The 25,882-nt window shown below is 65.0% G+C and carries 31 protein-coding genes; 17 read left to right on the forward strand and 14 right to left on the reverse strand.

Going from position 1 to position 25,882, the window contains the following annotated elements; genetic code table 11:
• Positions 1-20: 20 nt before the first annotated feature.
• Positions 21-377 carry a flagellar assembly peptidoglycan hydrolase FlgJ gene (gene flgJ / locus BraRD5C2_RS18375; RefSeq protein ID WP_373851884.1) on the reverse strand — a complete coding sequence of 119 codons (357 nt, stop codon included), beginning with the start codon at positions 375-377 and terminating at the stop codon, positions 21-23.
• Positions 377-1,501: a flagellar basal body P-ring protein FlgI gene (locus BraRD5C2_RS18380; protein WP_223970201.1), complete on the reverse strand. Its 1,125-nt coding sequence runs from the start codon at positions 1,499-1,501 to the stop codon at positions 377-379. Before BraRD5C2_RS18380 ends, flgJ begins: the two co-directional genes overlap by 1 nt.
• 266 nt (positions 1,502-1,767) lie before the next feature.
• On the opposite strand from BraRD5C2_RS18380, the gene BraRD5C2_RS18385 reads away from it, so the two are divergent.
• Complete coding sequence (locus BraRD5C2_RS18385) at positions 1,768-2,181, forward strand: flagellar assembly protein FliX (protein WP_223970202.1); 414 nt, start codon at positions 1,768-1,770, stop codon at positions 2,179-2,181.
• A 25-nt stretch (positions 2,182-2,206) separates the two neighbouring features.
• Here the strand turns inward: BraRD5C2_RS18385 and BraRD5C2_RS18390 are convergent, their stop codons facing one another.
• Entirely contained in the window at positions 2,207-2,593 is a 387-nt protein-coding gene (locus BraRD5C2_RS18390) for a winged helix-turn-helix transcriptional regulator (protein WP_223970203.1), read from the reverse strand.
• A gap of 102 nt (positions 2,594-2,695) precedes the next feature.
• On the opposite strand from BraRD5C2_RS18390, the gene BraRD5C2_RS18395 reads away from it, so the two are divergent.
• From BraRD5C2_RS18395 to BraRD5C2_RS18405, 3 genes are all read left to right on the forward strand, one after another.
• Positions 2,696-3,307 (forward strand): NAD(P)-dependent oxidoreductase, encoded by a 612-nt coding sequence (locus BraRD5C2_RS18395; protein ID WP_223970205.1) that lies wholly within the window; start codon positions 2,696-2,698, stop codon positions 3,305-3,307.
• A gap of 222 nt (positions 3,308-3,529) precedes the next feature.
• Positions 3,530-3,895, forward strand: coding sequence for an RNA polymerase-binding protein DksA (dksA, locus tag BraRD5C2_RS18400; RefSeq protein WP_021077973.1), 366 nt, complete (start codon positions 3,530-3,532; stop codon positions 3,893-3,895).
• A gap of 257 nt (positions 3,896-4,152) precedes the next feature.
• Entirely contained in the window at positions 4,153-4,959 is an 807-nt protein-coding gene (locus BraRD5C2_RS18405; RefSeq protein WP_223970207.1) for a phytanoyl-CoA dioxygenase family protein, read from the forward strand.
• Positions 4,960-4,989: 30 nt separating this feature from the next.
• On the opposite strand, the gene BraRD5C2_RS18410 is transcribed toward BraRD5C2_RS18405, so the two are convergent.
• Positions 4,990-5,418, reverse strand: a complete 429-nt coding sequence (locus tag BraRD5C2_RS18410) for a winged helix-turn-helix transcriptional regulator (RefSeq protein ID WP_223970209.1) — start codon at positions 5,416-5,418, stop codon at positions 4,990-4,992.
• Positions 5,419-5,515: 97 nt separating this feature from the next.
• Here BraRD5C2_RS18410 and BraRD5C2_RS18415 point away from each other — a divergent pair, with 97 nt between their 5' ends.
• On the forward strand, positions 5,516-6,544 hold the full coding sequence (locus BraRD5C2_RS18415) for an SDR family oxidoreductase (protein ID WP_223970211.1): 1,029 nt from the start codon (positions 5,516-5,518) through the stop codon (positions 6,542-6,544).
• 109 nt (positions 6,545-6,653) lie between these two features.
• On the forward strand, positions 6,654-7,439 hold the full coding sequence (locus tag BraRD5C2_RS18420) for a 2-keto-4-pentenoate hydratase (RefSeq protein ID WP_223970213.1): 786 nt from the start codon (positions 6,654-6,656) through the stop codon (positions 7,437-7,439).
• A gap of 36 nt (positions 7,440-7,475) precedes the next feature.
• On the opposite strand, the gene BraRD5C2_RS18425 is transcribed toward BraRD5C2_RS18420, so the two are convergent.
• Positions 7,476-7,835 (reverse strand): ClpXP protease specificity-enhancing factor SspB, encoded by a 360-nt coding sequence (locus BraRD5C2_RS18425; protein WP_223970215.1) that lies wholly within the window; start codon positions 7,833-7,835, stop codon positions 7,476-7,478.
• 96 nt (positions 7,836-7,931) lie between these two features.
• The gene (locus BraRD5C2_RS18430; protein WP_223970217.1) at positions 7,932-8,684 is read right to left on the reverse strand and encodes a carbonic anhydrase; all 753 of its coding nucleotides are present in this window, start codon (positions 8,682-8,684) and stop codon (positions 7,932-7,934) included.
• Positions 8,685-9,160: 476 nt separating this feature from the next.
• Between BraRD5C2_RS18430 and BraRD5C2_RS18435 the strand changes: the two genes are divergently transcribed.
• From BraRD5C2_RS18435 to BraRD5C2_RS18460, 6 genes are all read left to right on the forward strand, one after another.
• Positions 9,161-9,484 carry an ArsR/SmtB family transcription factor gene (locus BraRD5C2_RS18435; protein WP_223970219.1) on the forward strand — a complete coding sequence of 108 codons (324 nt, stop codon included), beginning with the start codon at positions 9,161-9,163 and terminating at the stop codon, positions 9,482-9,484.
• Positions 9,481-9,912, forward strand: a complete 432-nt coding sequence (locus BraRD5C2_RS18440) for an SRPBCC family protein (RefSeq protein WP_223970221.1) — start codon at positions 9,481-9,483, stop codon at positions 9,910-9,912. Before BraRD5C2_RS18435 ends, BraRD5C2_RS18440 begins: the two co-directional genes overlap by 4 nt.
• Positions 9,913-10,074: 162 nt before the next feature.
• Entirely contained in the window at positions 10,075-10,308 is a 234-nt protein-coding gene (locus BraRD5C2_RS18445) for a hypothetical protein (RefSeq protein WP_223970347.1), read from the forward strand.
• A 33-nt stretch (positions 10,309-10,341) separates the two neighbouring features.
• Positions 10,342-10,776 carry a DUF1801 domain-containing protein gene (locus BraRD5C2_RS18450; RefSeq protein ID WP_223970223.1) on the forward strand — a complete coding sequence of 145 codons (435 nt, stop codon included), beginning with the start codon at positions 10,342-10,344 and terminating at the stop codon, positions 10,774-10,776.
• 40 nt (positions 10,777-10,816) lie between these two features.
• Complete coding sequence (locus tag BraRD5C2_RS18455) at positions 10,817-11,338, forward strand: GNAT family N-acetyltransferase (RefSeq protein ID WP_223970225.1); 522 nt, start codon at positions 10,817-10,819, stop codon at positions 11,336-11,338.
• Positions 11,339-11,532: 194 nt separating this feature from the next.
• Entirely contained in the window at positions 11,533-12,576 is a 1,044-nt protein-coding gene (locus tag BraRD5C2_RS18460; protein WP_223970227.1) for a phosphatase PAP2 family protein, read from the forward strand.
• A gap of 26 nt (positions 12,577-12,602) precedes the next feature.
• On the opposite strand, the gene BraRD5C2_RS18465 is transcribed toward BraRD5C2_RS18460, so the two are convergent.
• From BraRD5C2_RS18465 to flgF, 8 genes are all read right to left on the reverse strand, one after another.
• Complete coding sequence (locus BraRD5C2_RS18465; RefSeq protein ID WP_223970230.1) at positions 12,603-13,010, reverse strand: hypothetical protein; 408 nt, start codon at positions 13,008-13,010, stop codon at positions 12,603-12,605.
• 147 nt (positions 13,011-13,157) lie between these two features.
• Positions 13,158-13,457 carry a hypothetical protein gene (locus BraRD5C2_RS18470; protein WP_223970231.1) on the reverse strand — a complete coding sequence of 100 codons (300 nt, stop codon included), beginning with the start codon at positions 13,455-13,457 and terminating at the stop codon, positions 13,158-13,160.
• 244 nt (positions 13,458-13,701) lie between these two features.
• On the reverse strand, positions 13,702-13,995 hold the full coding sequence (locus tag BraRD5C2_RS18475) for an antibiotic biosynthesis monooxygenase (protein WP_176530232.1): 294 nt from the start codon (positions 13,993-13,995) through the stop codon (positions 13,702-13,704).
• Positions 13,996-14,091: 96 nt separating this feature from the next.
• Positions 14,092-14,526: a hypothetical protein gene (locus BraRD5C2_RS18480; RefSeq protein WP_223970233.1), complete on the reverse strand. Its 435-nt coding sequence runs from the start codon at positions 14,524-14,526 to the stop codon at positions 14,092-14,094.
• 267 nt (positions 14,527-14,793) lie between these two features.
• Positions 14,794-15,546: a flagellar basal body L-ring protein FlgH gene (gene flgH, locus BraRD5C2_RS18485; RefSeq protein ID WP_223970235.1), complete on the reverse strand. Its 753-nt coding sequence runs from the start codon at positions 15,544-15,546 to the stop codon at positions 14,794-14,796.
• Between the two features lie 5 nt (positions 15,547-15,551).
• The gene (gene flgA, locus BraRD5C2_RS18490; protein WP_223970237.1) at positions 15,552-16,607 is read right to left on the reverse strand and encodes a flagellar basal body P-ring formation chaperone FlgA; all 1,056 of its coding nucleotides are present in this window, start codon (positions 16,605-16,607) and stop codon (positions 15,552-15,554) included.
• A 2-nt stretch (positions 16,608-16,609) separates the two neighbouring features.
• Positions 16,610-17,398 carry a flagellar basal-body rod protein FlgG gene (gene flgG, locus BraRD5C2_RS18495; RefSeq protein WP_173637555.1) on the reverse strand — a complete coding sequence of 263 codons (789 nt, stop codon included), beginning with the start codon at positions 17,396-17,398 and terminating at the stop codon, positions 16,610-16,612.
• A gap of 16 nt (positions 17,399-17,414) precedes the next feature.
• The gene (flgF, locus tag BraRD5C2_RS18500) at positions 17,415-18,179 is read right to left on the reverse strand and encodes a flagellar basal-body rod protein FlgF (RefSeq protein WP_223970239.1); all 765 of its coding nucleotides are present in this window, start codon (positions 18,177-18,179) and stop codon (positions 17,415-17,417) included.
• 383 nt (positions 18,180-18,562) lie between these two features.
• Here flgF and fliL point away from each other — a divergent pair, with 383 nt between their 5' ends.
• The 5 genes from fliL (at position 18,563) to BraRD5C2_RS18525 (ending at position 25,827) form a co-directional block, all read left to right on the forward strand.
• Positions 18,563-19,051 carry a flagellar basal body-associated protein FliL gene (fliL, locus tag BraRD5C2_RS18505; RefSeq protein ID WP_223970240.1) on the forward strand — a complete coding sequence of 163 codons (489 nt, stop codon included), beginning with the start codon at positions 18,563-18,565 and terminating at the stop codon, positions 19,049-19,051.
• Between the two features lie 18 nt (positions 19,052-19,069).
• Positions 19,070-20,269, forward strand: coding sequence for a flagellar motor switch protein FliM (gene fliM / locus BraRD5C2_RS18510; RefSeq protein WP_223970241.1), 1,200 nt, complete (start codon positions 19,070-19,072; stop codon positions 20,267-20,269).
• Positions 20,266-20,739, forward strand: a complete 474-nt coding sequence (locus BraRD5C2_RS18515) for a DUF6468 domain-containing protein (RefSeq protein WP_223970242.1) — start codon at positions 20,266-20,268, stop codon at positions 20,737-20,739. Before fliM ends, BraRD5C2_RS18515 begins: the two co-directional genes overlap by 4 nt.
• Positions 20,736-21,539, forward strand: coding sequence for a MotE family protein (locus BraRD5C2_RS18520; RefSeq protein WP_223970243.1), 804 nt, complete (start codon positions 20,736-20,738; stop codon positions 21,537-21,539). Before BraRD5C2_RS18515 ends, BraRD5C2_RS18520 begins: the two co-directional genes overlap by 4 nt.
• Before the next feature lie 445 nt (positions 21,540-21,984).
• Entirely contained in the window at positions 21,985-25,827 is a 3,843-nt protein-coding gene (locus tag BraRD5C2_RS18525) for a tetratricopeptide repeat protein (protein ID WP_223970244.1), read from the forward strand.
• Positions 25,828-25,882: the final 55 nt, after the last annotated feature.

Below are 25,882 nucleotides of genomic sequence, written 5' to 3' on the forward strand. Positions count from 1 at the left end.
GCTGCTCCTTGAAAACCGAATTAGCTTTTGTTGGCCTGCTGCAGGATCAGCGAGCGAAACACTTCGTTGGAAATGCCGACGCCGCCCGCCTTGGCGAAGTTCTTCGAATATTCGTCGGTCAGCATCGAGCGCCACGCGCCGGTGCCGACCGTGTCGCCGTAGGGGCCTTCACCCTTCAGGCCGGTGGTCATCTGCGAGAACATCGTATTGAGGAACATCGATTCGAAATCGGTCGCGGTCGCCTTCGCCTTGGTGATCTGCTGCGGCGAGACCTTCTTCATCGCATCCTGCAGCACGGGATCGGGACGGCCATTGAACATCGGCATCAGCGCCTTGTTCGGCATGCTGCCGGTGGTGCTGTTGATCAGGCTTCCCATCACATCACCTCGATGTCGGCTTCGATCGCGCCGGCGGCCTTGATCGCCTGCAGGATGCTGATGAGATCGCGCGGTCCGATGCCGAGGCCGTTGAGGCCGTCGACGAGCTGCTGCAGCGAGACGCCGTCCTTGACGACGGCGAACTTCTTGCCGTCCTCGGTGACCTGCACATTGCTGCGCGGCGTCACCACGGTGCGGCCGCGCGACAGCGGATTGGGCTGGCTGACCTGCGGGCTCTCCGAGATCGTGACGGTGAGGTTGCCTTGCGCCACCGCGACGGTGGCGACGCGAACGTCGCGGCCCATCACGATGATGCCGGAGCGCTCGTCGATCACGATCCTCGCGGCGAGGTCGGGTTCGACCTGCAATTGCTCGATCTCGGTCAGGAAGGCGACGACGTTGCCCTTGAACTCCGGCGGGATCGAGAGCTGCACCGTGGAGGGATCGAGCGGCTCCGCGGTCTTGACGCCGAGATAGTCGTTGACCGCGGCGGCGATCCGCTTGGCGGTGGTGAAGTCGGCGTTGCGCAGCGCGAGGCGGACATTGGGCAAGCGATTGAGCGCGAACTCGATCTCACGCTCGATGATCGCGCCGTTGGCGATGCGGCCGACCGTCGGCACGCCGCGCACCACCTTGGCGGCCTCGCCCTCGGCGTTGAATCCGGAGATCGCCAGCGTGCCCTGCGCGACCGCGTAGACGTTGCCGTCGGCGCCGAGCAGGGGGGTGACGAGCAGGGTGCCGCCGCGCAGATCCTTGGCGTCGCCGAGCGCGGAGACGGTGACGTCCATCCGCGTGCCCTGGGTGCCGAACGCCGGCAGATTGCCGGTGACCATCACGGCGGCGACGTTGCCGGTGCGGATGGTGGCGCCGCGGATGTTGACGCCCATGCGCTCGAGCATCGCCTGCAGCGATTGCTTGGTGAAGGGGATGTTGTTCAGCGTGTCGCCGGTGCCGTTGAGGCCGACCACGAGGCCGTAGCCGATCAACTGGTTCTGGCGCACGCCCTCGATATTGGCGAGATCCTTGATCCGCGACGTCGCGGCCGCCGGCATGACGGAGGCCGCCAGCGCCAGCAGCGCGGCGCAGGCCAACCCGAATATGCTTACGATGCGGATGCCGGGCATCCAATGCTCCCCTCGAACTGCAACTCGCGGATCACGCGACACTCCCATGACGGCGATCCGCCATTAACCATGCGAGCCGCGTGCCACTTCGTTTCGCCGGGGCAATGCATTGATATGTTTATCGAAAATGTCGGGCCGCCGTTCGGTTCCGGTTCGCCAGGGAGCGCGAAACTGCCGTGCGGCGGCAGAAATTGCCGGGTCGTTTACACACCGTTAACCATAAAACGGCGATGCTCTGGGGCATTCAGGCCTGCGGGATCATGACGATGCGCATCTACGGACCGAACGGCACCACGCTTGGCACGTCGACCAGCTCGACGCGGCGCACCTCGTCGAGCGGCTTCTCGCTGCCGGATGCGACCAGCGCGCAGGAGGAGGTTCGCTCCACCGCTGCGCCGAAGGTCGCCACCAGCCTCGATGCACTGCTCGCGCTGCAGGGCGTCGAAGATCCGACCGAACGCCGCAAGCGCTCGGTGGCGCGCGGCAAGGGCGCCCTCGACGTGCTCGACGCGCTGAAGCTCGGATTGCTGTCCGGCAATTTCGATTCCTCGACCGTGAACCGGCTGCGCGATGCCGCGGCGAGCCTGAAGGAATCCTCCGGCGATCCCGGCCTCGATGCCGTGCTGGGCGAGATCGAGCTGCGCGTCGAAGTCGAGCTCGCCAAGGCTGGGCAGTATTAGACTCCTCTCGATCAATTAACCTACATCAAGCCGCCAGTGCCTTGCGCTGCGTGTCGTAGCGGCGCTGCGCGGCCAGCACCTCCTTCAGATTCTGCTCGGCCCAGTCGCGCAGCGGATCGACCGCTTCGGCGAGCGTCGATCCGAGCGGCGTGATCGAATACTCCACGGTGACCGGAACGGTTGCGATCGCACGGCGGCGCAGCAGCCCGTCGCGCTCCAGGCTCTTCAACACCTGCGACAGCATCTTCTGCGAAATGCCTTCGATGGCGCGGCGTAGCTGGTTGAAGCGCATCGGCTCGTTGCGCAGCAGCAGCAAGATCAGCACCGCCCATTTGTCGCCGACCCGGTCGAGGATCTGGCGCGTCGGGCAATTGGCGGCATAGGCGTCCGGTTTCAGGCTGGCGGCGTTCATCGGGTTACTCCGGCGTAATCAGGTGAGACAAGAGTGCCTTCTTCACACCTACATGCATTTCGCTATCTAGTCACCATTGGAAACCAACAATCGGAGACTTTGATGAAGATCGCCATTGCCGGCGCGTCCGGCCAGGCCGGCTCGCGCCTCACCGCGGAACTCGCCCGCCGCGGCCATGCCGTCACCGCCATCGCCCGCAACCCGGAGAAGATCGCAACCCTGCCGGGCGTCACCGCCGTGAAGGGGGATGTGAACGACCAGGCCGCCCTGACCGCACTGTGGGCCGGCCACGATGCCGCGATCAGTTCCGTCCATTTCAGCGTCAGCGACCCGGTCAAGCTGATCGGGGCTGCCAAGGCGTCCGGCGTCGGCCGCTATCTCGTGGTCGGCGGCGCCGGCAGCCTCGAGGTGGCCCCGGGCGTCCGCCTGGTGACCACGCCGAACTTCCCGGCCCAGTACAAGGCCGAGGCCTCGAAGGGGGCCGAGTTCCTTGACCTGCTGCGCCAGGAAAAGGACCTGAACTGGACCTTTTTGTCGCCCTCGGCGCTGTTCGTGGCGGGCGAGCGGACCGGCAAGTTCCGGCTCGGGACCGACCAGCTTCTGACCGCGGCCGACGGCAAAAGCTCGATCTCGTTCGAGGACTTCGCAGTTGCACTCGCCGACGAAATCGAGCGCCCGGCCCATATCCGGCAGCGCTTTACGGTCGGCTACTGACGGGCGAGGAGAGGGGGAAGGGCTGGCTCCAGGCAGGGCGGATAAGTTTGCCTGTGCAAGGCCTTGGGGGCAGCCCGCCTTTCGCGGTGGCAGATATTGTCTGTCACATGACGTGGCTATATAAGGCGCCGCGCGGAGGGGTTTTGTTCCCTCCGCCAGACAGGGACATGGCTGCCTTTGGAAAAGCTGAAGAACTACCGGCCGACTGAAAAAGAGCCTTTCATGAATGAGCGGCAGCGTGATTATTTCCGCGCCAAGCTGCTGGCCTGGAAGGATGAGATCCTCCGCGAATCGAAGGTCACGCTGCAGACGTTGCAGGAAGAGAACGTCAACCACCCCGACCTCGCGGACCGAGCTTCCTCGGAAACCGACCGCGCGATCGAACTTCGAGCCCGCGATCGTCAGCGCAAGCTGATCTCCAAGATCGACGCGGCGCTCCAGCGCATCGAAGACAACACCTACGGCTATTGCGAAGAGACCGGTGACCCGATCTCGCTGAAGCGGCTCGAAGCCCGCCCGATCGCGACGCTGTCGGTGGAGGCGCAGGAACGCCACGAGAAGCGCGAGAAGGTCTATCGCGACGAGTAGTGGTGGCGGATCGCCCCCACTGATTGATTCCGGCGCGCACCGGTTGTAGGTTCGCGCCGCCATGATGACATGCACTCTCAACATCGCATCGGTCTTCTTTCTGGGCTGATCCCGTTTCCGCACGGAAACACGCTTCCGCACAGAAGCGCTGATCGTCCCCGCGCGCTCGGGCTCGCGGGATTCCAGTGAACCGAATGAGCCGGCCAACTTCGCGCACAGCGGAGCATCGACGGCTGGCGACGATTTGAGAGACAATCATGACCGATCGAGACGACACGCGTGCGCTCAGCGACGCGCAAATCGAGCAATTCATCGAACAGGGCTTTGTCCGGATCGACAATGCCTTTCCCCGCGAACTCGCCGATGCGGGACGTGCCATCATGTGGCGCGACCTGCCGTGCAGCGAGCATGATCCCTCGACCTGGACGCGACCGGTGGTGCGGCTGCCCGGCTATGGCGAAGAGCCGTTCCGGTTGGCGATCAACTCGCCGCTGCTGCATCGGGCGTTCGACCAGATCGCAGGTCCCGGCCGCTGGTCGCCGCGTCACGACATCGGAACCTTCCCGGTGCGGTTCCCGCATTCGGACGATCCCGGTGACGCCGGCTGGCATATCGATGTCAGCTTTCCCGGCGACGATTGCGATCCGAACGAACGGAGTGACTTCTCGGCATGGCGAGTGAACGTCAACTCGCGCGGCCGGGCGCTGCTGATGCTGTTCCTGTTCTCCGACGTCGGCGATGACGACGCGCCGACCCGGATCAGGGTCGGCTCGCACTTTCCGATGGCGCGTCATCTGGCGCCGGCGGGCGAGGCCGGACGAGCGCGGATGAACCTCGCGCAAATGGGTGCCGACTGCGAGCTAGCGCTGGCGACGGGTGAAGCGGGCACGGTCTATCTGTGCCATCCCTTCCTGGTGCATGCCGCGCAGAAGCACCGGGGCACCAGGCCGCGCTTCATGGCCCAACCGTCGCTCAGTCCCGCCGAGCCCTACCGGCTCGAGCGTGACGACGGCGCCTACTCGCCGGTCGAGATCGCGATCCGGCGCGCGCTCGGCATGGGTTGACCGCGTGCCGCTCTGAAGGCGAGACGACGTTCAGGCCAGTCCGGCCCCGAGTGTCGTCTCGCTTGCCTCCGTGTGGCGGCGCGGGCCGTAGGCCTTCGACCATGCCAGCAATTCGCGGAAGGCCGGCGTCAGGCCCCAGGCCGAATCCGTCAGCTCGTATGCGACCTGCAACGGCTTCTCGGCGAGCACCTTGCGCGCCACCAGCCCGTCGTGCTCGAGCTCGCGCAGTTGCGCGGTCAGCATGTGCTGGGTGATCGGCAGCAGCGCGCGGCGCAGCGCGCCGAACCGCACGCCGCCGTTCATCAGCGTGAACAGGATCTCGAGCTTCCATTTGCCGCCGAGCGCGTGGATCGCGCCCTTGAACTCGATCAGCAGATTGGGGTCGGTCGGGCAGCTCTCGCATTCACCGCCGTCACACAGTTCGCTGTTATTTTTTTCCATACCGGTCTCGAATTTCATTCTACTTGTCCAACGTCAGATAGTGACCAGATGCGGCCTGTGCAGGGTGGGCGGCCCAATGTGTGCCCCATCTGCCAAACCATGAAGAGGCAGCGACATGAGCACGGTTTTGGTCACGGGCGGATCCGGTTTCATTGGCGTGCATACCATCCTGCAGCTGCTTGCCGACGGGTATGCGGTGCGAACCACGCTGCGCAACCCGGATCGCAGCAAGGACGTGATCGCGATGCTGCGCGAGGGCGGTGCGCTTGCGGCCGACCAGGTCGGCTTCGTCACTGCCGACCTCACGCGCGATGCCGGCTGGCGCGAGGCGGCCGCGGGATGCGATTACGTGCTGCATGTCGCATCGCCGCTCGGCGCGCATGTGCCGGAGGACGAGAACGAGCTGATCGTTCCGGCGCGCGAAGGCACGCTGCGGGTGTTGCGCGCGGCGCGCGACGCCGGCGTCAAGCGTGTCGTCGTGACGTCGTCGTTCGCGGCGATCGGCTATGGCCATCCGCCGCAAGCCAAGCCGTTCGATGAGACCACCTGGTCCAATCTCGATGGCCCCGATGTGCAGGCCTATCCGAAATCCAAGACGCTGGCCGAGCGCGCCGCCTGGGATTTCATCGCGCGCGAAGGCAATGGCCTCGAGCTTGCCGTGGTCAACCCGACCGCGGTGTTCGGCCCGGCGCTCGGGCCCGATTTCTCCGAGTCGATCGGCATCATCAAGGCGCTGCTCGACGGCGCGATGCCGGCGGTGCCACGGATCCATTTCGGCCTTGTCGACGTGCGCGACGTCGCCGACCTGCATCTGCGCGCCATGACATCGCCCAAGGCCGGCGGCGAGCGGTTCCTCGCGGTCGGCGGCGAGACCCTGTCGGTGCTGCAGGTGGCCCGGGTGCTGCGCAGGAAACTCGGCAGAAAGGCGCGGCGCGTGCCCCGGTTCCAGGCGCCGGACTGGATGATCCGGCTCGCCGCGCGGCGCAACCCGTTGGCCCGCGCCACCCTGCCGCTGCTCGGCAAGGTGCGCCGCTCGACCAGCGCCAAGGCGCAGAACCTGCTCGGCTGGCGTCCGCGCGGCAATGAGGAGATGATCGTCGCGACCGCCGAGAGCCTGATCAGGCTCGGCCTGGTCAAGGCCTGACGGCCGCTTCCGTCCGGCGTGCTTGCCAGACGGGTCGGCGAGTGCTGAATTGCCGTGAGCAGACGGAGGCGCCACCGCGCCGCTGGAGAATTTCAGGGAGGCTGCGCAGATGGAACGGATCCTCGCGGCCGCAAAGGCGATTGCCAGCGCGCGCCGCAGCCGCGCGCCGCTCAAGGCGCTCGCCAAAGACATCGTGCCGCGCGACGAGGCCGAAGGCTATCAGGTGCAGTACGCGCTGCACGATCTGCTGCAGCCACAGGTCGGCAGCCTGGTCGGCTACAAGATCGGCTGCACCAGCGCGGTGATGCAGGAATACATCAACATCCCGCACCCCTGCGGCGGCGGCGTGTTCGAGAAGGTCGTGCATGAAAGCGGCGTGCGGCTGCCGGCGGCCGATTTCGTCCATGTCGGCGTCGAATGCGAGATCGCGGTGCGGCTAGCGCGCAGCCTCGCTCCCGGCGAAGCGCCGTTCACCGCCGAATGGGTCGCGGAGGCGATCGAGGCCTACCATCCGGCGATCGAGATCGTCGACGACCGCTACGTCAAATGGGAGACGCTCGGCGCGCCGACGCTGATCGCCGACGACTTCTTCGCCGCCGGCTGCGTGCTCGGCGAAGCCGTGCCGCGCATCACCGTGCCCGATCTGCGCAAGGTCACCGGACGCGCGCTGGTCAACGGCAAGGAGGAGGGGCGCGGCACCGGCGCCGACGTGCTCGGCCATCCCCACAACGCGCTCGCCTGGCTCGCCAATCATCTCGCCGCCGAAGGCCGTGGCCTGCATGCCGGCCAGATCGTGCTGACCGGTAGCCTGGTCAAGACGCTGTGGCTGAAGGCCGGCGATACCGTCGTGATGGAGCTCGATGGGCTGGGCAAGGCGGAAGCGGCGTTCATCTGACTTTGCATGCTTTCTGCGCCGCGACGTCACTGTTTCCTACAGTTGATTGTTCGTGCACATCAGAACCTTGCCGTCCCACAGGCTCCTGATCGCGTCGAACGGCACGGCCAGCCTGGCATATTTGCGATTGAACCAGACGCCGACCTCGAAGCCGTTATCCCTCACCACGAGGCGATCGAATTCGTGCTGCAGGATGATCGTGATCTCCTCGGGATATTGCTCGATCACGGCGGCGGGCAGCTTCACGCCATCGGCCCGGGTTGCGAAGGTGATGTTGACCGGCCGATCCTCCGCGGCATGGCGGAGCAACGCGGTCATTTCGATCCGCTTCTGCGCCGTGTTGCAGGGCTCGACGCCGGCGCGCGCCGGCAACGAGGCCACGGCTAGAAGCAGCACTCCAGCAATCCACCCGCGCCGGCGCCACATCCGCCTTCTCCATGTCGCTCACGCGATGTCGTTCTTGGCTTCAGTGGTCGCAGGTGGCGCCGAGGTTCAAGTCGCCGGTCGCTTGGCGTCCGTGACGAGCTCGACCTTGCCGTCGGTCAGCCGATAGACCGCGCCGACGATCCTGAGCTTGCCCTGATCGACCGCAGCGCTAAGGATCGGCGTTGCCGTCTTGAGCTTCGCGACGTTGCCGATGACGTTTTGCCTGACGGCGTTGGCGAGCCGGTCGCCCGGCTTGCCCTCGGTCGCCTTTACCGCAGGCGCGATCGCGGTGACCAGCTCGGGCAGATGGCCGGGCAGGGTGGTGTTGTCCTTCAGCGACTTGATCGCGGCGTCGACCGCCCCGCAGCTGTCGTGGCCCAGCACCATGAACAGCGGCACGCCGAGCACGGACTGCGCATATTCCAGACTCGCGATCATCTCGTCGCTGGCGAAATTGCCGGCGACGCGGCAGACGAACAGGTCGCCGCGGCCGGTGTCGAAGGCGTATTCCGGCGCGATGCGGGAGTCTGCGCAACTCAGGATGCCGGCGAACGGGTTCTGTCCGCCGGCAAGCGCCTCGCGCTCGTGCTTGAAATCATGCCGCCGCGAGACGCCTTCGACATAGCGGAGATTGCCCTTCACCAGCCGGTCGAGCGCGGCGTCCGGCGGCAGCACGTTCTGCGGCTTCGGCGACGGTTTTGTTTCCTTGGCCGTCACAGCCGGTGGCAGGGCGAGGCTGGCCGCGGTGCACGCCGCAGCAGCGAGGAAGACGCGCCGGGAGGTTCGGCTGGGAGGCGTGATCTCGCAGAGCTGGCACATCAAGGTTCTCCGTGAACAAGGACCGCATCAGCGCGATATGTGTAGGTCATGCGCAGCGCTGTCGCAACGAGGTGCATGCGTAGGCTGGCGTCGGCCGTATCCACAATCGTCGTCCCGGCGAAGGCCGGGACCCATACGCCGCAGCAATTGTAGTTGACGGGACTCGTCGTTCCGGCGGCGCTCAACAACATCCTCTCCCGGCCTTCGCCGGGACGACGGTGAATGTGTGGGGCGATCCGTGAGCCACCGCGTTCTCGCGACAAGGATTGTCCGAGTCTTGCATCGTTGCCCGACGGGCAACTCAGCGGCCAGGATATAGCCAGTCAGTTATGAGTGCGTCGGCGCGGCTGAATTGCGCCAAACTAGCCTAGAATAGACAGTCAGAGCGCCGGTGGATTTTCCCCAACTTTCACTTGACCAATCCATAGCTGCTCAGTTATACGTTAATCCATAGCCAATGGGTTATTGATCGCAAAATGCCGGACGCTCACGACGTGCTGTTTCGAACCCTCGCAGACCCGACCCGCCGGGCGATCTTCGAGCGCCTGTGCCGCGAGGGCGAGCAGACCGTCGGTGCGCTGACGGCGCGGGCAAAAATCTCGCAGCCGGCGGTGTCAAAGCATCTCGGCGTGCTGAAGCTGGCCGGGCTGGTGCGCGATCGCCATGAAGGAAGGCAGACGCATTACAGCGCACAACTCGGCGCGCTGGCGCCGCTGATCGACTGGACCAGCCAGATGGCGGGCTTCTGGCAGAACCGGTTCGACCACCTCGAAGATCTTCTCAAAAGGATGGACCAATGAACAAGACCACCCGTGAAACGCGCTCCGCAATCGTGGAGCGCGAATTTCCCCATCCGCCGGAAAAGCTCTGGCGCGCGCTGACGCAACCGCATCTGATGGAGGAGTGGCTGATGAAGAACGACTTCAAGCCCGAGGTCGGGCACAGCTTCAATCTGCGCGGCGAGTGGGGCGGCGTGCTGGACTGCAAGGTGCTGGCCGTCGAGCCGCACAAGACGCTGTCCTACACCTGGAATTTCGCCCATGACGATGCCGCCTACAATCTCGAGAGCGTGGTGGTCTTCACGCTGACGCCGACGGCGAAGGGCACCCACCTGCGCGTCGAGCAGTCCGGCTTCCAGCCGCATCAGAAGCAGGCTTATGGCGGCGCCCATGCCGGGTGGAAACAGTTCCTGGAGAATCTCGATCAGCTGCTGGTGCGGGAAGGCTGATCGTCTCTCGTCATTGCGAGCCAACGGGTCGGCGCGCTGCGCCGCCCGATGACAGGCTCCGCGAAGCAATCCATCGTGCCGCATGTACGGATAGATGGATTGCTTCGTCGCTTCGCTCCTCGCAATGACGATTTTACACACATCATCCAACAGGAGGTCACATTGAACTGGAACAACTGGATCTGGCAATTTCACCGCTGGCTCTCGATCGCCTTTACGGTTGCCGTCATCATCAACATCGTCGCGATGGTCCTGCAACAGCGAGCCGTCTGGATCGGCCTGCTGGCGCTGTTCCCGCTGATCTTGATGCTGCTGAGCGGCCTGTATCTGTTCGCGTTGCCCTATCTGGCGCCGCGGCGGATGCAGGGAGGATCGACCTCCGCATCACAAGTGTGATTGCATGGGACAGGCTGGGAACGCGAGGCAGCAATGACGGCATCGGAACGTATCGACCAGATGATCGAGGATCTCACCGACTGGCGCGGCAAGACGCTCGCCGGTCTGCGCAAGAGCATCCTCGCCGCCGACTCCGAAATCATCGAGGAATGGAAGTGGATGGGCAGCCCAGTGTGGTCGCGCGACGGCATCATCGCGGTCGGCAACGCCCACAAGGGCAAGGTGAAGCTGACCTTCATGTACGGCGCGCAACTTCCGGACCCCGACAGGCTGTTCAACACCGGCTTCGAAGGCAATGTGCGGCGCGCGATCGACCTGTTCGAGGGCGACAAGATCAATGATCGCGCGCTGAAGGCCCTGATCCGGGCTGCGATCGAACTCAACCAGGCCAAATCCAGCAAAACTGCGAAGAAGCCGGCGAAGAAAGCGGCCGCGGGCGCTCGCGCAACCGCGAAGAAGAAGGCATGAACTGCGCCGGCATGTGGCCCGCTGTTTCGGTCCGTCCGAGATGATCGAGACCAGGCTCGCTACATCGTCGGATGCGGAAGCGATCTCGGCGCTGCTGACAGCCAACGCCGGCGATCGCGGCGGCATGCTGCTCGGGCAATGGCCGCGCGAGGTGATTGCAACGCGCATCGCAAGCGGGCAATCGATCGTCATCGCGACCGGCGATGAGGGCAGGTTGCTCGGCGCGCTCCTGACGTCGGAGAAAGGATTCGGCGAGGCCGCGCCGGTGCAAGCCATGCTGAAGGCCTGGCCGGGCGGCCCCGGTGCGTATGTGTATGGCCCTGTGTGCGTCTCCCCTGACGCGCGCGGCCTCGGCGTTCTCGACGCGCTCTATGCAAGGCTTCAGGCAATTTTTCCCGCCCGCGAAGCGATCCTGTTCATCAGGGAAGACAATCCGCGCTCGCTCAAGGCGCATCTGCGGCTCGGCATGCGCGAGGTCGCGCGATACGACTTCGGCGGCAAAGTTTTCGTGGTCCTGAGCGACGGGCCCGCCCCAAATAGCCCGGACCCGCCGGGAACCTGAGTTCTGCGCACGGGAACTCCAGTCCCGTTGTCAGCAACATATGGAAATAGGTCATTCACCGTCGGATACGAAAGACCGGTGGCCTGCCACCGGTTGTATCGGCTTACCAATGCAATCGAAGGCGTGGCTGCTAAACCTGTGGCTGTAGATTGAGCGGGCCTCGCGTCGAGTCGCCCGTTGGAATGGCAGTCGCAATGTTCAGTCAGTTGGTTGGTCCGTCACGGACCGCGACATCGGCCGACACCGATATCGCACAGCAGGCCTCTCCGAGAACAGCAGCCACGAGCGAGGAAACTCGCATCCCGCAACCCCATCAGCGGGTCGAGCGCGGCGCGTGGTTGATCGGCATCGCGGCGAGCGGTTTCGCCGGCTTCTTGCTCTGGAGATTCGAGATCGCCGTCGAGCCCGAAAGTCTGGCGCTGTTCTTGGGCCCGATGGGGTTTCTCCTTGCCGTCGATATCGTCTATGGCAGATGGCGGTCCGCGCCGGTTCTGTCCAACCTGGCAGGAGCGGTTGCCGTGTTCTTCTGGTCGGCTGCAGCGGCAGCAACGATCAGCCTGGTTGGCCTGAGATACAAGTTTCCCCTGATCGATGACAGTCTCGCCGACGCCGATCGCGTCATCGGGATCGATTTGCCGTCCATCATCCTGTGGTTTGCAAACCATCCCTTGCTGACCGAGTTGCTCGCCGCCGCCTATTGCAGCTCCTTCGTCCAGGTGGCCGCGCTGTTCGTGCTGCTGGCGGCGACAAAGCGCTTCGACAAGCTTTGGCAACTGGCGTTCGTGTTTGCCCTGACGATCGTTGCATCGACGATGTTTTCGGTGTTCTGGCCGGCCAAGGGGGCCTTTGTCTATTTCGACCATCCCGTCGCGATCCTCGATGCGCTGCCCGAGCACGCGGGGATTTATCATCTCGCGAAGTTCGAGTACTTCCGCAACGGGGCGTCTCTGGAATTGTCGTTGAGCAATCTGCAGGGCGTGGTGACCTTTCCGTCGTTCCACACCTGTCTTGCCTTGATGACGATTTTCGCGACGATCGGCACACGGTGGCTGTTCGGCATCACGCTGATCTGGAATCTCCTCGTCCTCGTCTCGACGCTTCCGATCGGCGGCCATTACGTCATCGACCTGACCTGCGGTGCGCTGCTGTGGCTGGCGGCGACGAAGATCGAGGCGATGCTCGGCAGATCGTTCATGACCTTGCGCGAAATGCCGATGCCGGAAGCCGTGTCCGCCTAGCGCGCGAGCGTGGAGCGGATGAACGATCAAGGGATCGTTCGCGGCTCCACTGTATCGGCAAGGCGTTTTGCGTCGCGGACCAGCGGGTAGATTCCGATGCACGTAAGCACGCCGAACACGATTGCGCCGAATGTTCGCGTGAAGTCTGCCGACTGCAAGACCACGGCCATCACCGCGATGCCAAAGCCCGACGAGAGCATGGTGATGAAGAGATATGACCAGAGGAATTGAGTCGCCTGCTGATTGGCGGCATCGCCGGCAGCGAGCTGGCGAACCTCACGGCGCGTCCAGAACCAGTCGGAGACGACAGGGATCGCGAATAGAACCGTGACAGCGAGATAGAGGCCATCGAAGCGCCTGATCGCGGCTGCGAGGCACAAGCCGAACACGAAGGCGCCGACGGCGCCGCAGGACGCATGTGCGACGAGCTTCATGACCGTGCTCGGCCTGGTGCCCATGGCGGTCGTGTCCGTGATCGTTCGGCCCATGTGGCGTTTGCGCCATCATACCGCGAACCCCGGCGATTGTCGCGTGGATCGGAGCTCCGATAGCTCCGTCCGGGCCCCCGCCGCGCGACGTCGCTACGCCGAGATGTCGACTGCCTGGCCGGCCTTGCCGGCGTTCTTCTGAAACGACTGCTCGATCAATTGCTTGATCTTCTGCTCGACCGCGGCGAGTTGATCCGGCGTCATGGCCTTCAGGTTCTGCTCCGACAGACCCATGCTCTTGAGGATGTTCGCGCGCATGCGGTCCATCGGGCTCATCTGCGCGTATTTGAGAAATTCCTGCTCGACGGTGCCGTCGGATGGGCTGCCGCTGGCGGCTTGCGTGGATCCGCTAGCGTCGGCCGTCAGCGGCTTCTTCAGTGTGCCAGTCGTCATGCTGGCTGTGACTGGTCCAAAGGCCGAGATCGACGTCATCTGCGCGCGCTGTCCCCGTTGCAATGCTGCAGCCGCGGAGCAATTGGTGTGCCATCCGGCGCATCAGCAATTTCAAGGAGATCGCGACGAAGCGGCACACGCCAACCGTGCCGCAGGAAAGTTCTGCCGGGCGAACCTTGCCGGGGAAGCGGCCGTCACGCCTTGGTGTGCACGATCACCGGACCGGGCAATCCGGTTGCGGCCCTCATGCCTTGGTGTGCACGATCACTGGACCCGCAATCGCCGTGACTTGCCCGACCAGCAATGGGCCGAGATTGTCATCGATCCAGGCCAATGCGCGGCGGTTGGCTTCCTCGGCGCCGGCATGATTGTTGAAGACGCTGATCGCGGTGACCGTGTCGTCGCCGGCATAGACCACGTAATAGGCCATGAAGCCTTCGACGTCGCTGATGATCGGAATTGCGCCTTCCTTGATCCGGCGCGCGAGTTCTTCGGCGCTACCAGTCTTCGCCTTGGCGTGACGGATGGCGGCATACATGCGTTCCTCCTTCCGGCTGCATCGATCGGGCTGCGCTTCGCGCATGGCCGATGGTACGCCTGAAGGCGCGGAGATGCCATCGCGATTGCGGACGGATCAGCTGAAACGCCTTGTCACGACGGTCGTGCGGCGGTCGGGGAGCTTCGGCAGCCTCGTCACATCCGCGCGGGTCGTCGTGGTCTTTGGGCCACCGGCGGGCGCCTGCTCCTGTTGCTGCAGAAACAGCGTGGCCTCGAACAGTACGCCGGGGGCTTGCTTGGCGCTGCCCGAGCACACCGCGCGATTGCCGCTGAAGGTGCCGGTCAGCTGCGCCTCGACCTCGTCGCATCCGAACACGGTGGTGAACGGGCCGTCGGCATATCTGTGCGTCGTCAGGACCGCCGTGAAGCGGTCCTCATCGAGCTGATAGGAGCCGCCATAGGTGAACATGGCGTCGCCGCCTGAGATCCTGCCGTTTGCGAGCTGGACTATTCCGGTGCCTTCGCCGCGCGGCGTGCGAAACCACGCCGCATATCGACCGTCTCTTTGCATGACTGTCACGAACTGCAAACCCTGCGTTGTCGTCTAGCTACGTTGCAAGCGTCGGGACTGCTACTGCGGGTTGCTGCAACGGTTAACGAACCGAGAAAGCGATCGCGCGACTTGCGCGAAGCAGTATCGGACTGGTGCGCGACGATCGCGCGAGTGCATGCGACCGGTCACAAGAACGCCACGGCCCTCGCCAGGGGAGCTAGCGAGGGCCGTGTTGGTACACCGCGCCGCGCCTAGGTTCGCGACGAGATGTGGGAGCTCGAGAAGCTAGAAGGGCAAGAGCACGTCGAGAACCTGCTGGCCGTAGCGCGGCTGTTGCACGTCGGTGATCTGGCCGCGGCCGCCATAGGCGATGCGGGCCTGGGCGATCTTCGAGGAGTCGATGGTGTTGTCGCTCTGGATGTCTTCCGGGCGCACGATACCGGCCACGACCAGCTCGCGGATTTCGTAGTTGACGCGGATCTCCTGCTTGCCTTCGACCACAAGATTGCCGTTCGGGAGAATCTGGGTGACGACGGCGGCGACGTTGGTCTGCAATGCTTCCTGCCGGTTGACCGAACCCTTGCCGTCGCTCGAAGCCGTGGAGTCGGCGGTCAGGATGCGGCCGGGCAGGATCTTGTTCGCCTGCGTGATGGTCTGCGAGCCCAGGAAGTTGGTCACCCCGGAATCTTCGGAATTGGTGCGGCTGCGCTGGGTTTCGTTGGCGATCGCGGCCTTGTCGGTGATGTTCACCATGACGGTCAGGATATCGCCGACACGCGCGGCGCGCTGGTCCTTGAAGAAGGCGCGTGAGCCGCTGCGCCACAGCGAGTTGGGGCTGTAGGAGGCGACCTCGGGCTTCGGCATCGGCATCTGCACCGGCTTGTAGCCGGGCTGCGCTGTCGGGTTCTCGATCTCCGTCAGCTTCGGCTTTTCACCGATCTGGGAGAGACGGTCGATCGACGAGCAACCGCTGGCGATCGTTCCGAGTGCGAGCAGCGCACCGGTCAGGATGAGGCGGTTGATGCGGTACTGGGACATGAACTTTACTCGGCGTTTGGTGCGACTGAACTCAGCTTGACGGGAGCGGAATCTGAAGAGGCGGCGTCGGCGGCCGGCGCGGCGCGTGGGGACGCGACCGAGATCGAAACCTCGCCGCGGCCGGTGACGACGCCGGTGACGGCGCGCTTGGACTGCAAATTCATTACGTTGACGACATCGCCCTCGGCGCCGCCATCCATCGCCTTGCCGCGGATCGTGAGGTAGAGACCGGAGGTGCGGTAGACCAGCGTGACGTTCTGGTCGCGGGTGACGAGATCGGGCTTTGCCATGTCGGCGGTGCGCAGCGCCTGGCCGGCGCGGATCTGGCGGCGCATCTGCATGCCGACGGCGCCGTCGCGCGCCGCCGCGTCGTTGCCGATTTCGGCTTTCGGACGGCGCTCGACCGCAACGTCGGAGGCTTTCAGCACGTCGCCGCGTTCGACATTGCGCGTCAGCACGGCGGCCTCGATGGTTTCGATCGCGGTGCCGGTGAGGCGCAGCTTGTACGGAGCCGTGCCGGCTTCGTTGCTGACCTCGAAGGTGACGTCGAAACGCGTCGAGCGCGGGTCGTAGCGCACGGCGACGGGCTGCATCGCGCCGGTGTTGGTTGCCTCGAGTCTGATATCGCCGGGATCGCGGTCGAGGGTCAACGCGATATTGCCGGCCCTGCCGAGCCCGTGGCGGCCTTCCAGCGCGCGTGACAGCTGCTGCTCGATCTCCTTGCCGTCGATGGTGCGCGCCAGCCGCGTGACGGTGATCTCCTTCAGCTCGCGGGTGTCGACGCCGATCACCTGATGGGTGCGCAGCAGGTTCAGCACCTGTGCGACCGGCAGCGTGCCTGTGGTGCCGAGATCGGGCGCGCGGTAGATCGCGACGCTGCCGGCGCTGCCGGCGTTGTCGATGAGGTCGCCGACCCGCACGATGTCGTCCGCGACCGTGACGCTGGCGCGCAGCGTCGGCACCGCGATGGTCTCGCCGCGGACTTGCGCCGTGGCCAGTAGCGCGGTCACCGCGAGGAGTGCGGCTGCGATCAGGAATGAGCGGGCGATCATCGACATCATCCTCAGCGGAACAGGTTGGAGGTCGACTGCATCATCTGGTCGGCGGCGGAGACCACCTTGGAGTTCATCTCATAGGCGCGCTGCGCGGCGATCAGGTCGGAGATTTCCGAGACCACCTCGACGTTGGCCTGTTCGAGGTTGCTCTGCTGCATGTCGCCATAGCCGTCGGTGTTGGCGATGCCGTCCTGCGGCTGGCCGGAGGCCGGCGTTTCCTGGAACAGGTTGTCGCCGATCGGCATCAGGCCGGCCTTGTTGATGAAGCGGGTCAGGCCGATCTGGCCGATCGTGGTCGACGCGGTCTGGCCCGGCAGCGTCACCGAGACCTGGCCTTGCGCATTGATGGTAAGGCCGGAGGCGTTCTGCGGGATCGTGATCGTCGGCTGCACCAGATTGCCCTGTGCGTTGACGATGCGGCCCTGGTTGTCCATCTGGAACGAGCCGTCGCGGGTGTAGGTGAAGGTGCCGTCCGGCATCAGGATCTTGAAGAAGCCTTCGCCGCGGATCGCGATGTCGAGATCGTTGCCGGTCGGCGACAGCGTGCCCTGGGTCATCATCCGCGGCGTGCCGACGGTCTTGACGCCGCCGCCGAGGTCGATGCCCATCGGCATGATGGTGTTCTGGTCGGAGGCCTGCGCGCCGACCCGGCGCACATGGTCGTAGATCAGGTCCTGGAACGCGGCGCGCTGCTTCTTGTAGCCGGTGGTACGCAGGTTCGCGATGTTGTTGGAGATCACCTGAACGCTGAGTTCCTGTGCCGCCATTCCGGTCGCCGCGGTATAAAGTGCGCGCATCGTTCAATCCCCCGGATCAGTTCGGCACGTCGGCGAGCTTCTCGATCGCCGATTTGTGCAGGTCGCTCTGCTGCTGGAGCAGCGAGGCGATTTGGGTGTAGGTCCGCGTGATCTCGATCATGCGGCTCATCTCGACGACGGAATTGACGTTCGACTTCTCGATGAAGCCCTGACGGATCTGCGCCTTGGTATCCGGCAACGGCTGCGCGCCTTCGCCCGGCACATAGAGGTTGGAGCCCTCCTTGAGCAGGCGCTGGGCCTGCGCGAACGAGACCAGCCGCAGCTTGCCGCGGATCGAGTCGAGGCGGGACGTGCCCTCGAGCACGCTGACGTTGCCGTCGGGGGCGATGTTGACGTCGTGATCGGTCTGCTGGAACGTGATCGGGCCGGCGGTGCCGAGCACCTGGTAACCCGAGGCGGTGACGAGCTGGCCGCGATTGTTGATCGCGAGGTTGCCGTCGCGGGTGTAGCGCTCGCCGCCCGGGGTCTGCACCACCAGGAAGGCGTTGCCGTCGATCGCGACGTCGAGCGGGTTCTTGGTCTCTTCGGTCGGGCCCTGCGAGAAGTCGTGGAAGGTCGCGCGGTCCTGCACGAAGGAGACGCGGCGGTCGGAGGACGCGAAATTGTCCTCATGCGCGTTCGAGGACAGGTATTCCTGGAACAGCGACCGGTCGGCCTTGTAGCCGTTGGTGTTCATGTTCGCGATGTTGTTGGAAACGACATCCAACTGCCGTTCCAGCACCATCTGCTTCGATAGTCCGACCAGAAGCGTATTCTGCATCGGTGGTTCTCCCCTGTGAGGTGATCCGATGCGAAAGGTTCTCCCAAACCTTCACGCCGGACCGTCGGTAACCATTGGGTTCTCCCAAACCCGCCAGTTACGTCGTCCTCTCAGCGAAACCCGTGCCAACTTTAAATAATGAGATATTTGAATGGGTTAGGTGTTTTGCAGGGCGCCGTGCCGGGCGGCAGAAAGGTCTTGTTGACCATGTTTGCCCGGCAGTTTTTTCCTAGTGGAAGGTAAATCCTAAGCTTCCGTTAACCATTATGGCCCCAGTGTTGCCGGCATTGGGGCGCGTGTGCGCCGGCGGCCTTTGTATCGCGTCTTCAAGCCAAAGCTGGGGCAAATCGCGTTCGCATCCTTCGGGTTGAAGCGAGCGGACGATGGCGGATGAGGAAAAGACGGAAGGCGGCGAGGGCGCGGCCGCTCCGAAGAAGGGCAAGCTCAAGCTGATCATTGCCGTCGTCGGCTTCCTCGTCGTGCTCGGCGCGGGCGCGGGCGGATGGTTCTTCTTCATGCGCGGTCACGGCGAGGAGCAGCACGCCGAAGCGCCGCCGCCGAAGCCGCCGAGCTTCGTCGACGTGCCCGACATGCTGGTCAATCTGGTCGGCGCGCCCGGCGAGCGGGTGCAATATCTCAAGCTGAAGCTCGTGCTCGAGATCAAGGAAGAGAAGCAGGTCGAGGCGATCAAGCCGGCGCTGCCGCGCGTCACCGACCTGTTCCAGACCTATATGCGCGAGTTGCGCCCGAGCGATCTCAACGGCTCGGCCGGCCTGTTCCGCCTCAAGGAAGAGCTGACCAAGCGCGTCAATCTCGCGCTGGCGCCCAACCAGGTGAACGCGGTCCTGTTCAAGGAAGTCGTGATCCAGTGACGGGGCGGATGTAAAGCCATGGCCGGCAACGACCAGATGGACCAGGACGCCATTGCGGCCCAATGGGAAGCCTCGCTCGATTCCGAGGATCCCGCGGCGGCCGCGGCGGAAGCTGCCAAGAACGAGCTCACCGAGAACATGGCGCTGCAATGGGCCGCCATGGTCGAGGACGGCAGCCGCGACTTCGGCGGCAAGACTAACGGCGAGCGCGTGCTGTCGCAGGAGGAGATCGACAATCTCCTCGGCTTCACGGTCGGCGACGTCAGCCTCGACGATCATTCCGGCATCCGCGCCATCATCGATTCCGCGATGGTGTCCTACGAGCGTCTGCCGATGCTCGAAATCGTGTTCGACCGCCTGGTGCGGTTGATGACGACATCGTTACGCAATTTCACCTCCGACAACGTCGAAGTCTCGCTCGACCGCATCACCTCGGTGCGCTTCGGCGACTACATGAACTCGATCCCGCTGCCGGCGGTGCTCTCGGTGTTCAAGGCGGAGGAGTGGGAGAATTTCGGCCTCGCCATGGTCGACTCCAACCTGATCTATTCGATGATCGACGTGCTGCTCGGCGGCCGCCGCGGCCAGACCCAGCTCAAGATCGAGGGCCGGCCCTATACCACGATCGAGACCAACCTCGTGAAGCGGCTGGTCGAGGTGGTGCTGTCGGATGCCGAGCAGGCGTTCCGGCCGCTGTCGCCGGTGACCTTCTCGATCGACCGGCTTGAGACCAACCCGCGCTTTGCCGCGATCAGCCGCCCGGCCAATGCCGCGATCCTGGTGCGCCTGCGCATCGACATGGAAGACCGCGGCGGCAATGTCGAATTGCTGCTGCCCTATGCCACCATCGAACCGATCCGCAACGTGCTGTTGCAGATGTTCATGGGCGAGAAGTTCGGCCGCGATCCGATCTGGGAAGGCCATTTCGCCACCGAGGTGGCGCAGGCCGAGATTGCGGTCGATGCAGTGCTGTACGAGGCCGATATCCCGCTCAAGGAGCTGATGAAGCTCAAGGTCGGCGACACGCTGCCGCTGGATATCCGCTCCGACGCGCTGGTCTCGGTCCGTTGCGGCAACGTCACCCTGACGGAAGGCCGCATGGGCCGCGTCGGCGACCGCGTCGCGATCCGCGTCACCAAGAATTTGCGCAAACCCCAAACCACCTTCGCGATGTTCGAGAAGGCGGATGAGCGGACCAAGATGATGGAGGCACCATGAGTCATGTGCTTGGACTAGCAATCGAGAGTCTGGTGGCCGTGCTGCTGATGCTGACGATCGGCTATTGCTGGCTGCTCAACAAGCGCCTGCAGCGGCTGAAGGCCGATGAGCATTCGCTGAAGGCGACGATTGCCGAATTGATCACCGCGACCGAGATCGCCGAGCGGGCGATCGGCGGGTTGAAGCACGCGGTGCGGGACGTCAACGAGAACCTCGGCAACCAACTCGATGCGGCGGTGCAGATGTCGGCGCAGCTGAAGAACCAGCTGGCGGAAGGCGACCACGTGGTGCGCCGTCTGTCCAAGATCGCGCTGGCCGCGCGACCGGCTGAGCCCGCGTATGCGCCGGCACCAGCAGCTGCGCCCGCCGCGCCGGTGGCGCAGGCGCCCAGGGTTTCGGCGGCGCGCGCGGTTGCCGCGGCGGCCGAAGCCTTCACCGAGCGCAGGAGGGCCGGCGGTCTCGCTGCATGAAGTTGCTTCGTGACATCAGAGTGATGCCTGTGGTGCTGGTCGCGATCTTCGGCCTGATGGTGCTGAAGGTCGCGGGCCTGGTGCTCGATGGCGGTTACGTGTTTGCCGAGGACGCGCCGCCGGCCGGTCCCTCTTGGGCGCAGCAGAATTTCAACTTCCCCGGCGCTCCCAAGGCGGTTGCCGACAGCAAGATCAAGGCCGATCCCGGCGACATCACCGGATCGGTCGAGGGCAAGGACGCGAAGAAGGACGAGGCACCGAAGCCGGCCGCACCGGCCGCGGAGGCGCCCAAGCCCGACGGCGTGGTGGTCAATCTGGATGCGCCGCCGCCGGTGTCGGCTTCCGAACGCGCGATCCTGGAGCGGTTGCAGTCGCGCCGCCAGGAGCTCGAGACGCGCGCCCGCGAGGTCGAGATTCGCGAAAGCCTGTTGAAGGCCGCCGAGAAGCGCATCGAGGCCAAGGTCGAGGAGGCCAAGGCCAACGATGCCAAGGCGAATGCCGATGCAGCAGCCAAGGTCGAAACCGACGCCGCCCGCTTCAAGGGCATCGTCACGATGTACGAGAACATGAAGCCGAAGGACGCCGCCAAGGTGTTCGATAGGCTGGAGATGACCGTGCTCTACCAGATCGCCTCGCAGATCCAGCCGCGCAAGATGTCGGACATCCTCGGCCTGATGCAGCCCGAGGCTGCCGAACGGCTCACGGTCGAGCTCGCCCGCCGCGCCGGCGGCGATAAGTCGGCATCGACAGACGATCTTCCCAAGATCGAAGGCAAGATGCTCGCGCCGAAGACGAATTGACGGAGCGCGTTAGCCTCAGAGGCTAACTTTCGGCGGGTTTGCGCCCGCGAGCCGGGCGACGCGCCTTCGCAACGTCGGCGACGGCCGTCGCGACGAGAGATGGATCGGCCTCATCCAGCGCCGCTGCAATACAAGCGGTTTGCTGCTCAAGTGCTTTCCGATGATCCTGGATGTCGAATCTCTTCGTATTGAGCCGCAGCTTGAACCACCCAGTTTCCGCGAGCCGTTCCAATGTGATGGCAAGTATTTCTTAACCATACCACGAACACGTTCGACTGTGGTCTGAAACAACCATCGCCGGTAGCGCAGGGGCCTGGTTCCTTCGCAGCCCCCTAAACAATCTATTGACGTTAACAGCTCCTTAACGCCGCCCGATCCAAGATCGGGACGCGTGGGCGAGGGCGCTTCGCGCTGGTATGGCTGAGGTCCGAGAAGACGTTTCGAGATGGCGCGAACGGCTGCCGCTGAAACATGGTCGCTAGGCCGCGCCTGGGCGCGGACCGCGCGTCTGTGCCTGCTTGCCACCGGCCTTGCCCTTACAACCCTCACATATCCAGCCACGGTGCGGGCCCAAGACCCGCCGCCGGTGCCGGGCGAGGCGACGTTCTCGGCCGCGAACGGCTATGCCCGGCTGGTGCTGAAGCTGAAGGAGGATGTCGAGTCGGAGGTCACGACCGCCGGCTCGATCATCGTGATCCGCTTCAGGCGTCCGGTCGATATCCCCGTCGAGAAACTCTCCGAAGCGGTGCCCGACTATGTCGGCGCCGCGCGCCGCGATCCGGACGGTTCGGCGATCCGCCTGTCGCTGGCGCGGCGCGTCACCATCAACACCATGACCGCCGGCGAGCGCATCTTCGTCGACTTCCTGCCCGACAGCTGGACCGGCCCGCCGCCGTCGCTGCCGCAGGAGGTGATCCGCGAGCTGGCGGAGCGCGCCCGTGCCGCCGAGCGCCTGTTGCGCATCCAGCGCGCGGCCGATGTCGCCAAGAAGAAGCCGCCGATCCGTGTCCGCGCGCTGGTGCAGCCCACCTTCGTGCGATTCGTGTTCGAAGTGCCCGACGGGGTCAGCGTTTCCTCGGTGCTGAACGAGCAGAAACTGACGCTGTCCTTCAACTCCGTCCTGGCCTTCGACCTGGCCGATGCCAAGGTCGCCGCTCCCCCGAACGTCGCATCGATCAGCTCGCGCGCCGATACGGATACCTCAGCGGTCGACGTGACGCTGATTGGCGATGTCGACGTGCATTCGTTCCGCGACGAGAAGAACTACATCGTCGATGTCGCCTTCCAGCAGGCCGAGCAGCAGCAGGCGGCGAAGCCCTCGCTGAGCTCGTTGTTGCCGACGCCGCGCAGCAAATCGAAAGGTGCGGCTGCGATCGCGCCGGTGACATCGGAGAGCATCGCGCAGCAGGCCAAGATCGAGATCAAGGCCGAGCAACCCAAATCTGAGCAATCAAAGGCGGAGCCGGCTAAGTCCGAACAGCCAAAGTCGGAACAGGTAAAGTCCGAGCCGGCCAAGCCCGAACAGGCCACGACCGAACAACCGGCGCCCGCGCCCGCCAAATCGGAACAGCCAAGGTCCGAGCTGCCCAATTCGGAGCTGCCGAAGATCGCCGCTGCGCCGCCGGCCGAGGTCGAGAAAGCCGCTATACCGGCCGCGCCGCGCGAGGGCGGCACTCCGACCGAACCGGGCGACGCGCCAAAGCCTGCGCCTGCCGCCGCGGCCGCGCCGGCGATGGAGGCGCCGAAGCCTGCGGCGGCGCCATCGCCGCCTGCCGAGGCCCGCGCCGGCGCCAAGTCCGCTGCCAGTTCCGTGGTCGAAGCCCAGCGCGACAGCGACGGGTTGCGGGTGACGTTCTCATTCCCCGGCGCGACGCCTGCGGCGCTGTTCCGTCGTGCCGACACAGTATGGATGGTGTTCGACACGCCTGAGGCGATCGACGTCGATCCGATCCGCGCCAAGGCCGGCTCGCTGATATCAGACGTCAGCCGGATCACGCTGGAGAAGGGGCAGGCGGTGCGCTTCCGCCTCAACCGGCCGCAGATGCCGTCACTCGAGAGCGACGATCGCTCGCGCGGCGTGAGCTGGACGCTGACCTTCGCCGACCGGGTGCAGAAGCCGCCGCTGCCGCTCAGCGTGGTACGCAATATCAGCGAGCCCTCGCTCGCCAACGTCAGCGTGCCGCTCGCCAATCCCGGCCAGCTCCACAGGCTGATCGATCCCGACGCGGGCGATACGCTCTGGGTCGTGACCGCACCGCCGCCGACCCGCGGCATCATCAAGCGGCAGGATTTCGTCGAGCTCTCATTGCTGGAATCGATTCACGGCGTCGTGGTTCATCCGAATGCCGACGACGTCAAGGCGGAGGTCGGCGCCGACAAGGTGACGCTGGGCCGGCCCGGCGGCCTGACGCTGTCATCGGCCGACGTCGCCGCCGAGCGCGCGACCGCGGCGGTGAAGCCGCTGTTCGATCCGGACGAGTGGCGCAAGAACCAGTCGGAGAATTTCCTCAAGCAGCTCGACGGCCTGATTGCGGCGGCTTCGACGGCCAATGCCGAGCAGCTGCCGCAGGCGCGGCTCGATCTCGCCGATTTCTACATGGCGCGCGCCATGTACCAGGAAGCCCATGGTGTCGCCAATCTGATGCTGTCCGAAAGCAAGCGCGGCAGCGAGGCGGCCTCCGTCGTGATGGTGCACGCGGTTGCCAGCATCCTGATCGGGCACCCGGCGCAGGGTCTCAAGGAGCTCGCCAATCCCGTGATCGGCAATGGCTACGATTCGCAATTGTGGAAGGGGCTGGCTTTCGCTCGCGAGGGCAAATGGCCCGAGGCGCGCGAAAAGTTCAAGAACGCCGAATTCGCGGTCGCGACGTTGCCGCCCGATCTGCAGCGCATCGTCACGATCGACTCGATGAAGGCCTCGCTCGAGGTCAAGGACTATGCCGGCGCTGCGCGGCGCAAGAGCGATCTCGACGTGGTCGGCGTTCCCGACGCACTCAAGCCCGCGGTTGCGGTGCTGCGCGGCCGGCTCGCCGAAGCGCTCGGCCAGGAGAAGGATGCGCTCGACGCCTACCGCTTCGCCGCCAATTCGCCCGACCGTCAAGCCGCCGCCGAAGGCAGACTGCTGGAAACGCTGTTGCGTCAGAAGCGCGGCGAGATCGGCCGCGACGATGTGCTGAAGGAGTTCGAGCTGTTGTCGATGCTGTGGCGCGGCGACAATATCGAGCTGAAGACGCTGTACGTGCTGTCGAAGATCTATGCCGAGACCGCGCGCTATGCCGATGCCTTCGCGGTCACCCGTGCGGCGACCCGGCTGCAGCCGAACGCGCCGGAATCGCGTCAGGCGCAGGATGCCGCGTCGGCGTTGTTCGTGCAGCTCTATCTCGGCCCTAAGGGTGACGAGATGGCGCCGATCGATGCGCTCGGCACCTTCTACGACTATCGCGAGCTGACGCCGATCGGCCGCCGCGGCGACGAGATGATCCGCCGTCTCGCCGACCGTCTCGTCGGCGTCGATCTGCTCGACCAGGCCGCTGACCTCCTGCAGTACCAGGTCGACAAGCGGCTCGAAGGCGCCGCGCGCGCCCAGGTCGCCGCGCGGCTTGCGATGGTCTATCTGATGAACCGCAAGCCCGACCGCGCCATCGGCGCGCTGCGCTCGACCCGGATCGCGGACCTCTCCGGAGAACTGCGTCAGCAGCGGTTGCTGCTCGAGGCGCGCGCGCAGAGCGACGTCGGCCGGCACGACCTCGCGCTCGACATCATCTCGAACATCACCGGCCGCGAGGCGATCCGGCTGCGCTCGGACATCTATTGGGCGTCGCGGCACTGGCGCGAGGCGTCCGAGCAGATCGAGCTCTATTACGGCGACCGCTGGCGCGATTTCACCCCGCTCAACCCGAGCGAGAAGGCCGACATCATCCGCGCGGTGGTCGGCTACGCGCTCGCTGAGGATGCCATCGGGCTGTCCCGGTTCCGCGAAAAGTACGCGCCGCTGATGTCCGGCGATGCCGACAGACTGGCGTTCGACGCGGCCAGCAAGCCGGTCGCGACCTCGAGCGCAGAATTCGCCCAGATCGCGCGGATGGCCGCCAGCGTCGACACGCTCGACGGCTTCATCCGCGAGATGAAGACCCGCTTCCCCGACGCCACCGCCCGCGCGCCGCTGCCCGATCCGGTCACGACCGGATCGCTGCCCGACGGGCCAAAGGCCGCGCCGGTCAGCACGCTCCCGGTCATCAAGGGCGAGCGCCGCGCCGGCGCGACGCCGTCGAGTTTCGGTTCTGATTGAATCAGAACCGAAACTCTAGATTCTAGTCTTGAGGCGTTTTCTTCACGCGAACCGG

The organism is Bradyrhizobium sp. RD5-C2 (assembly GCF_019972155.1).
In the GTDB taxonomy this organism is placed as follows: Bacteria; Pseudomonadota; Alphaproteobacteria; order Rhizobiales; family Xanthobacteraceae; genus Bradyrhizobium.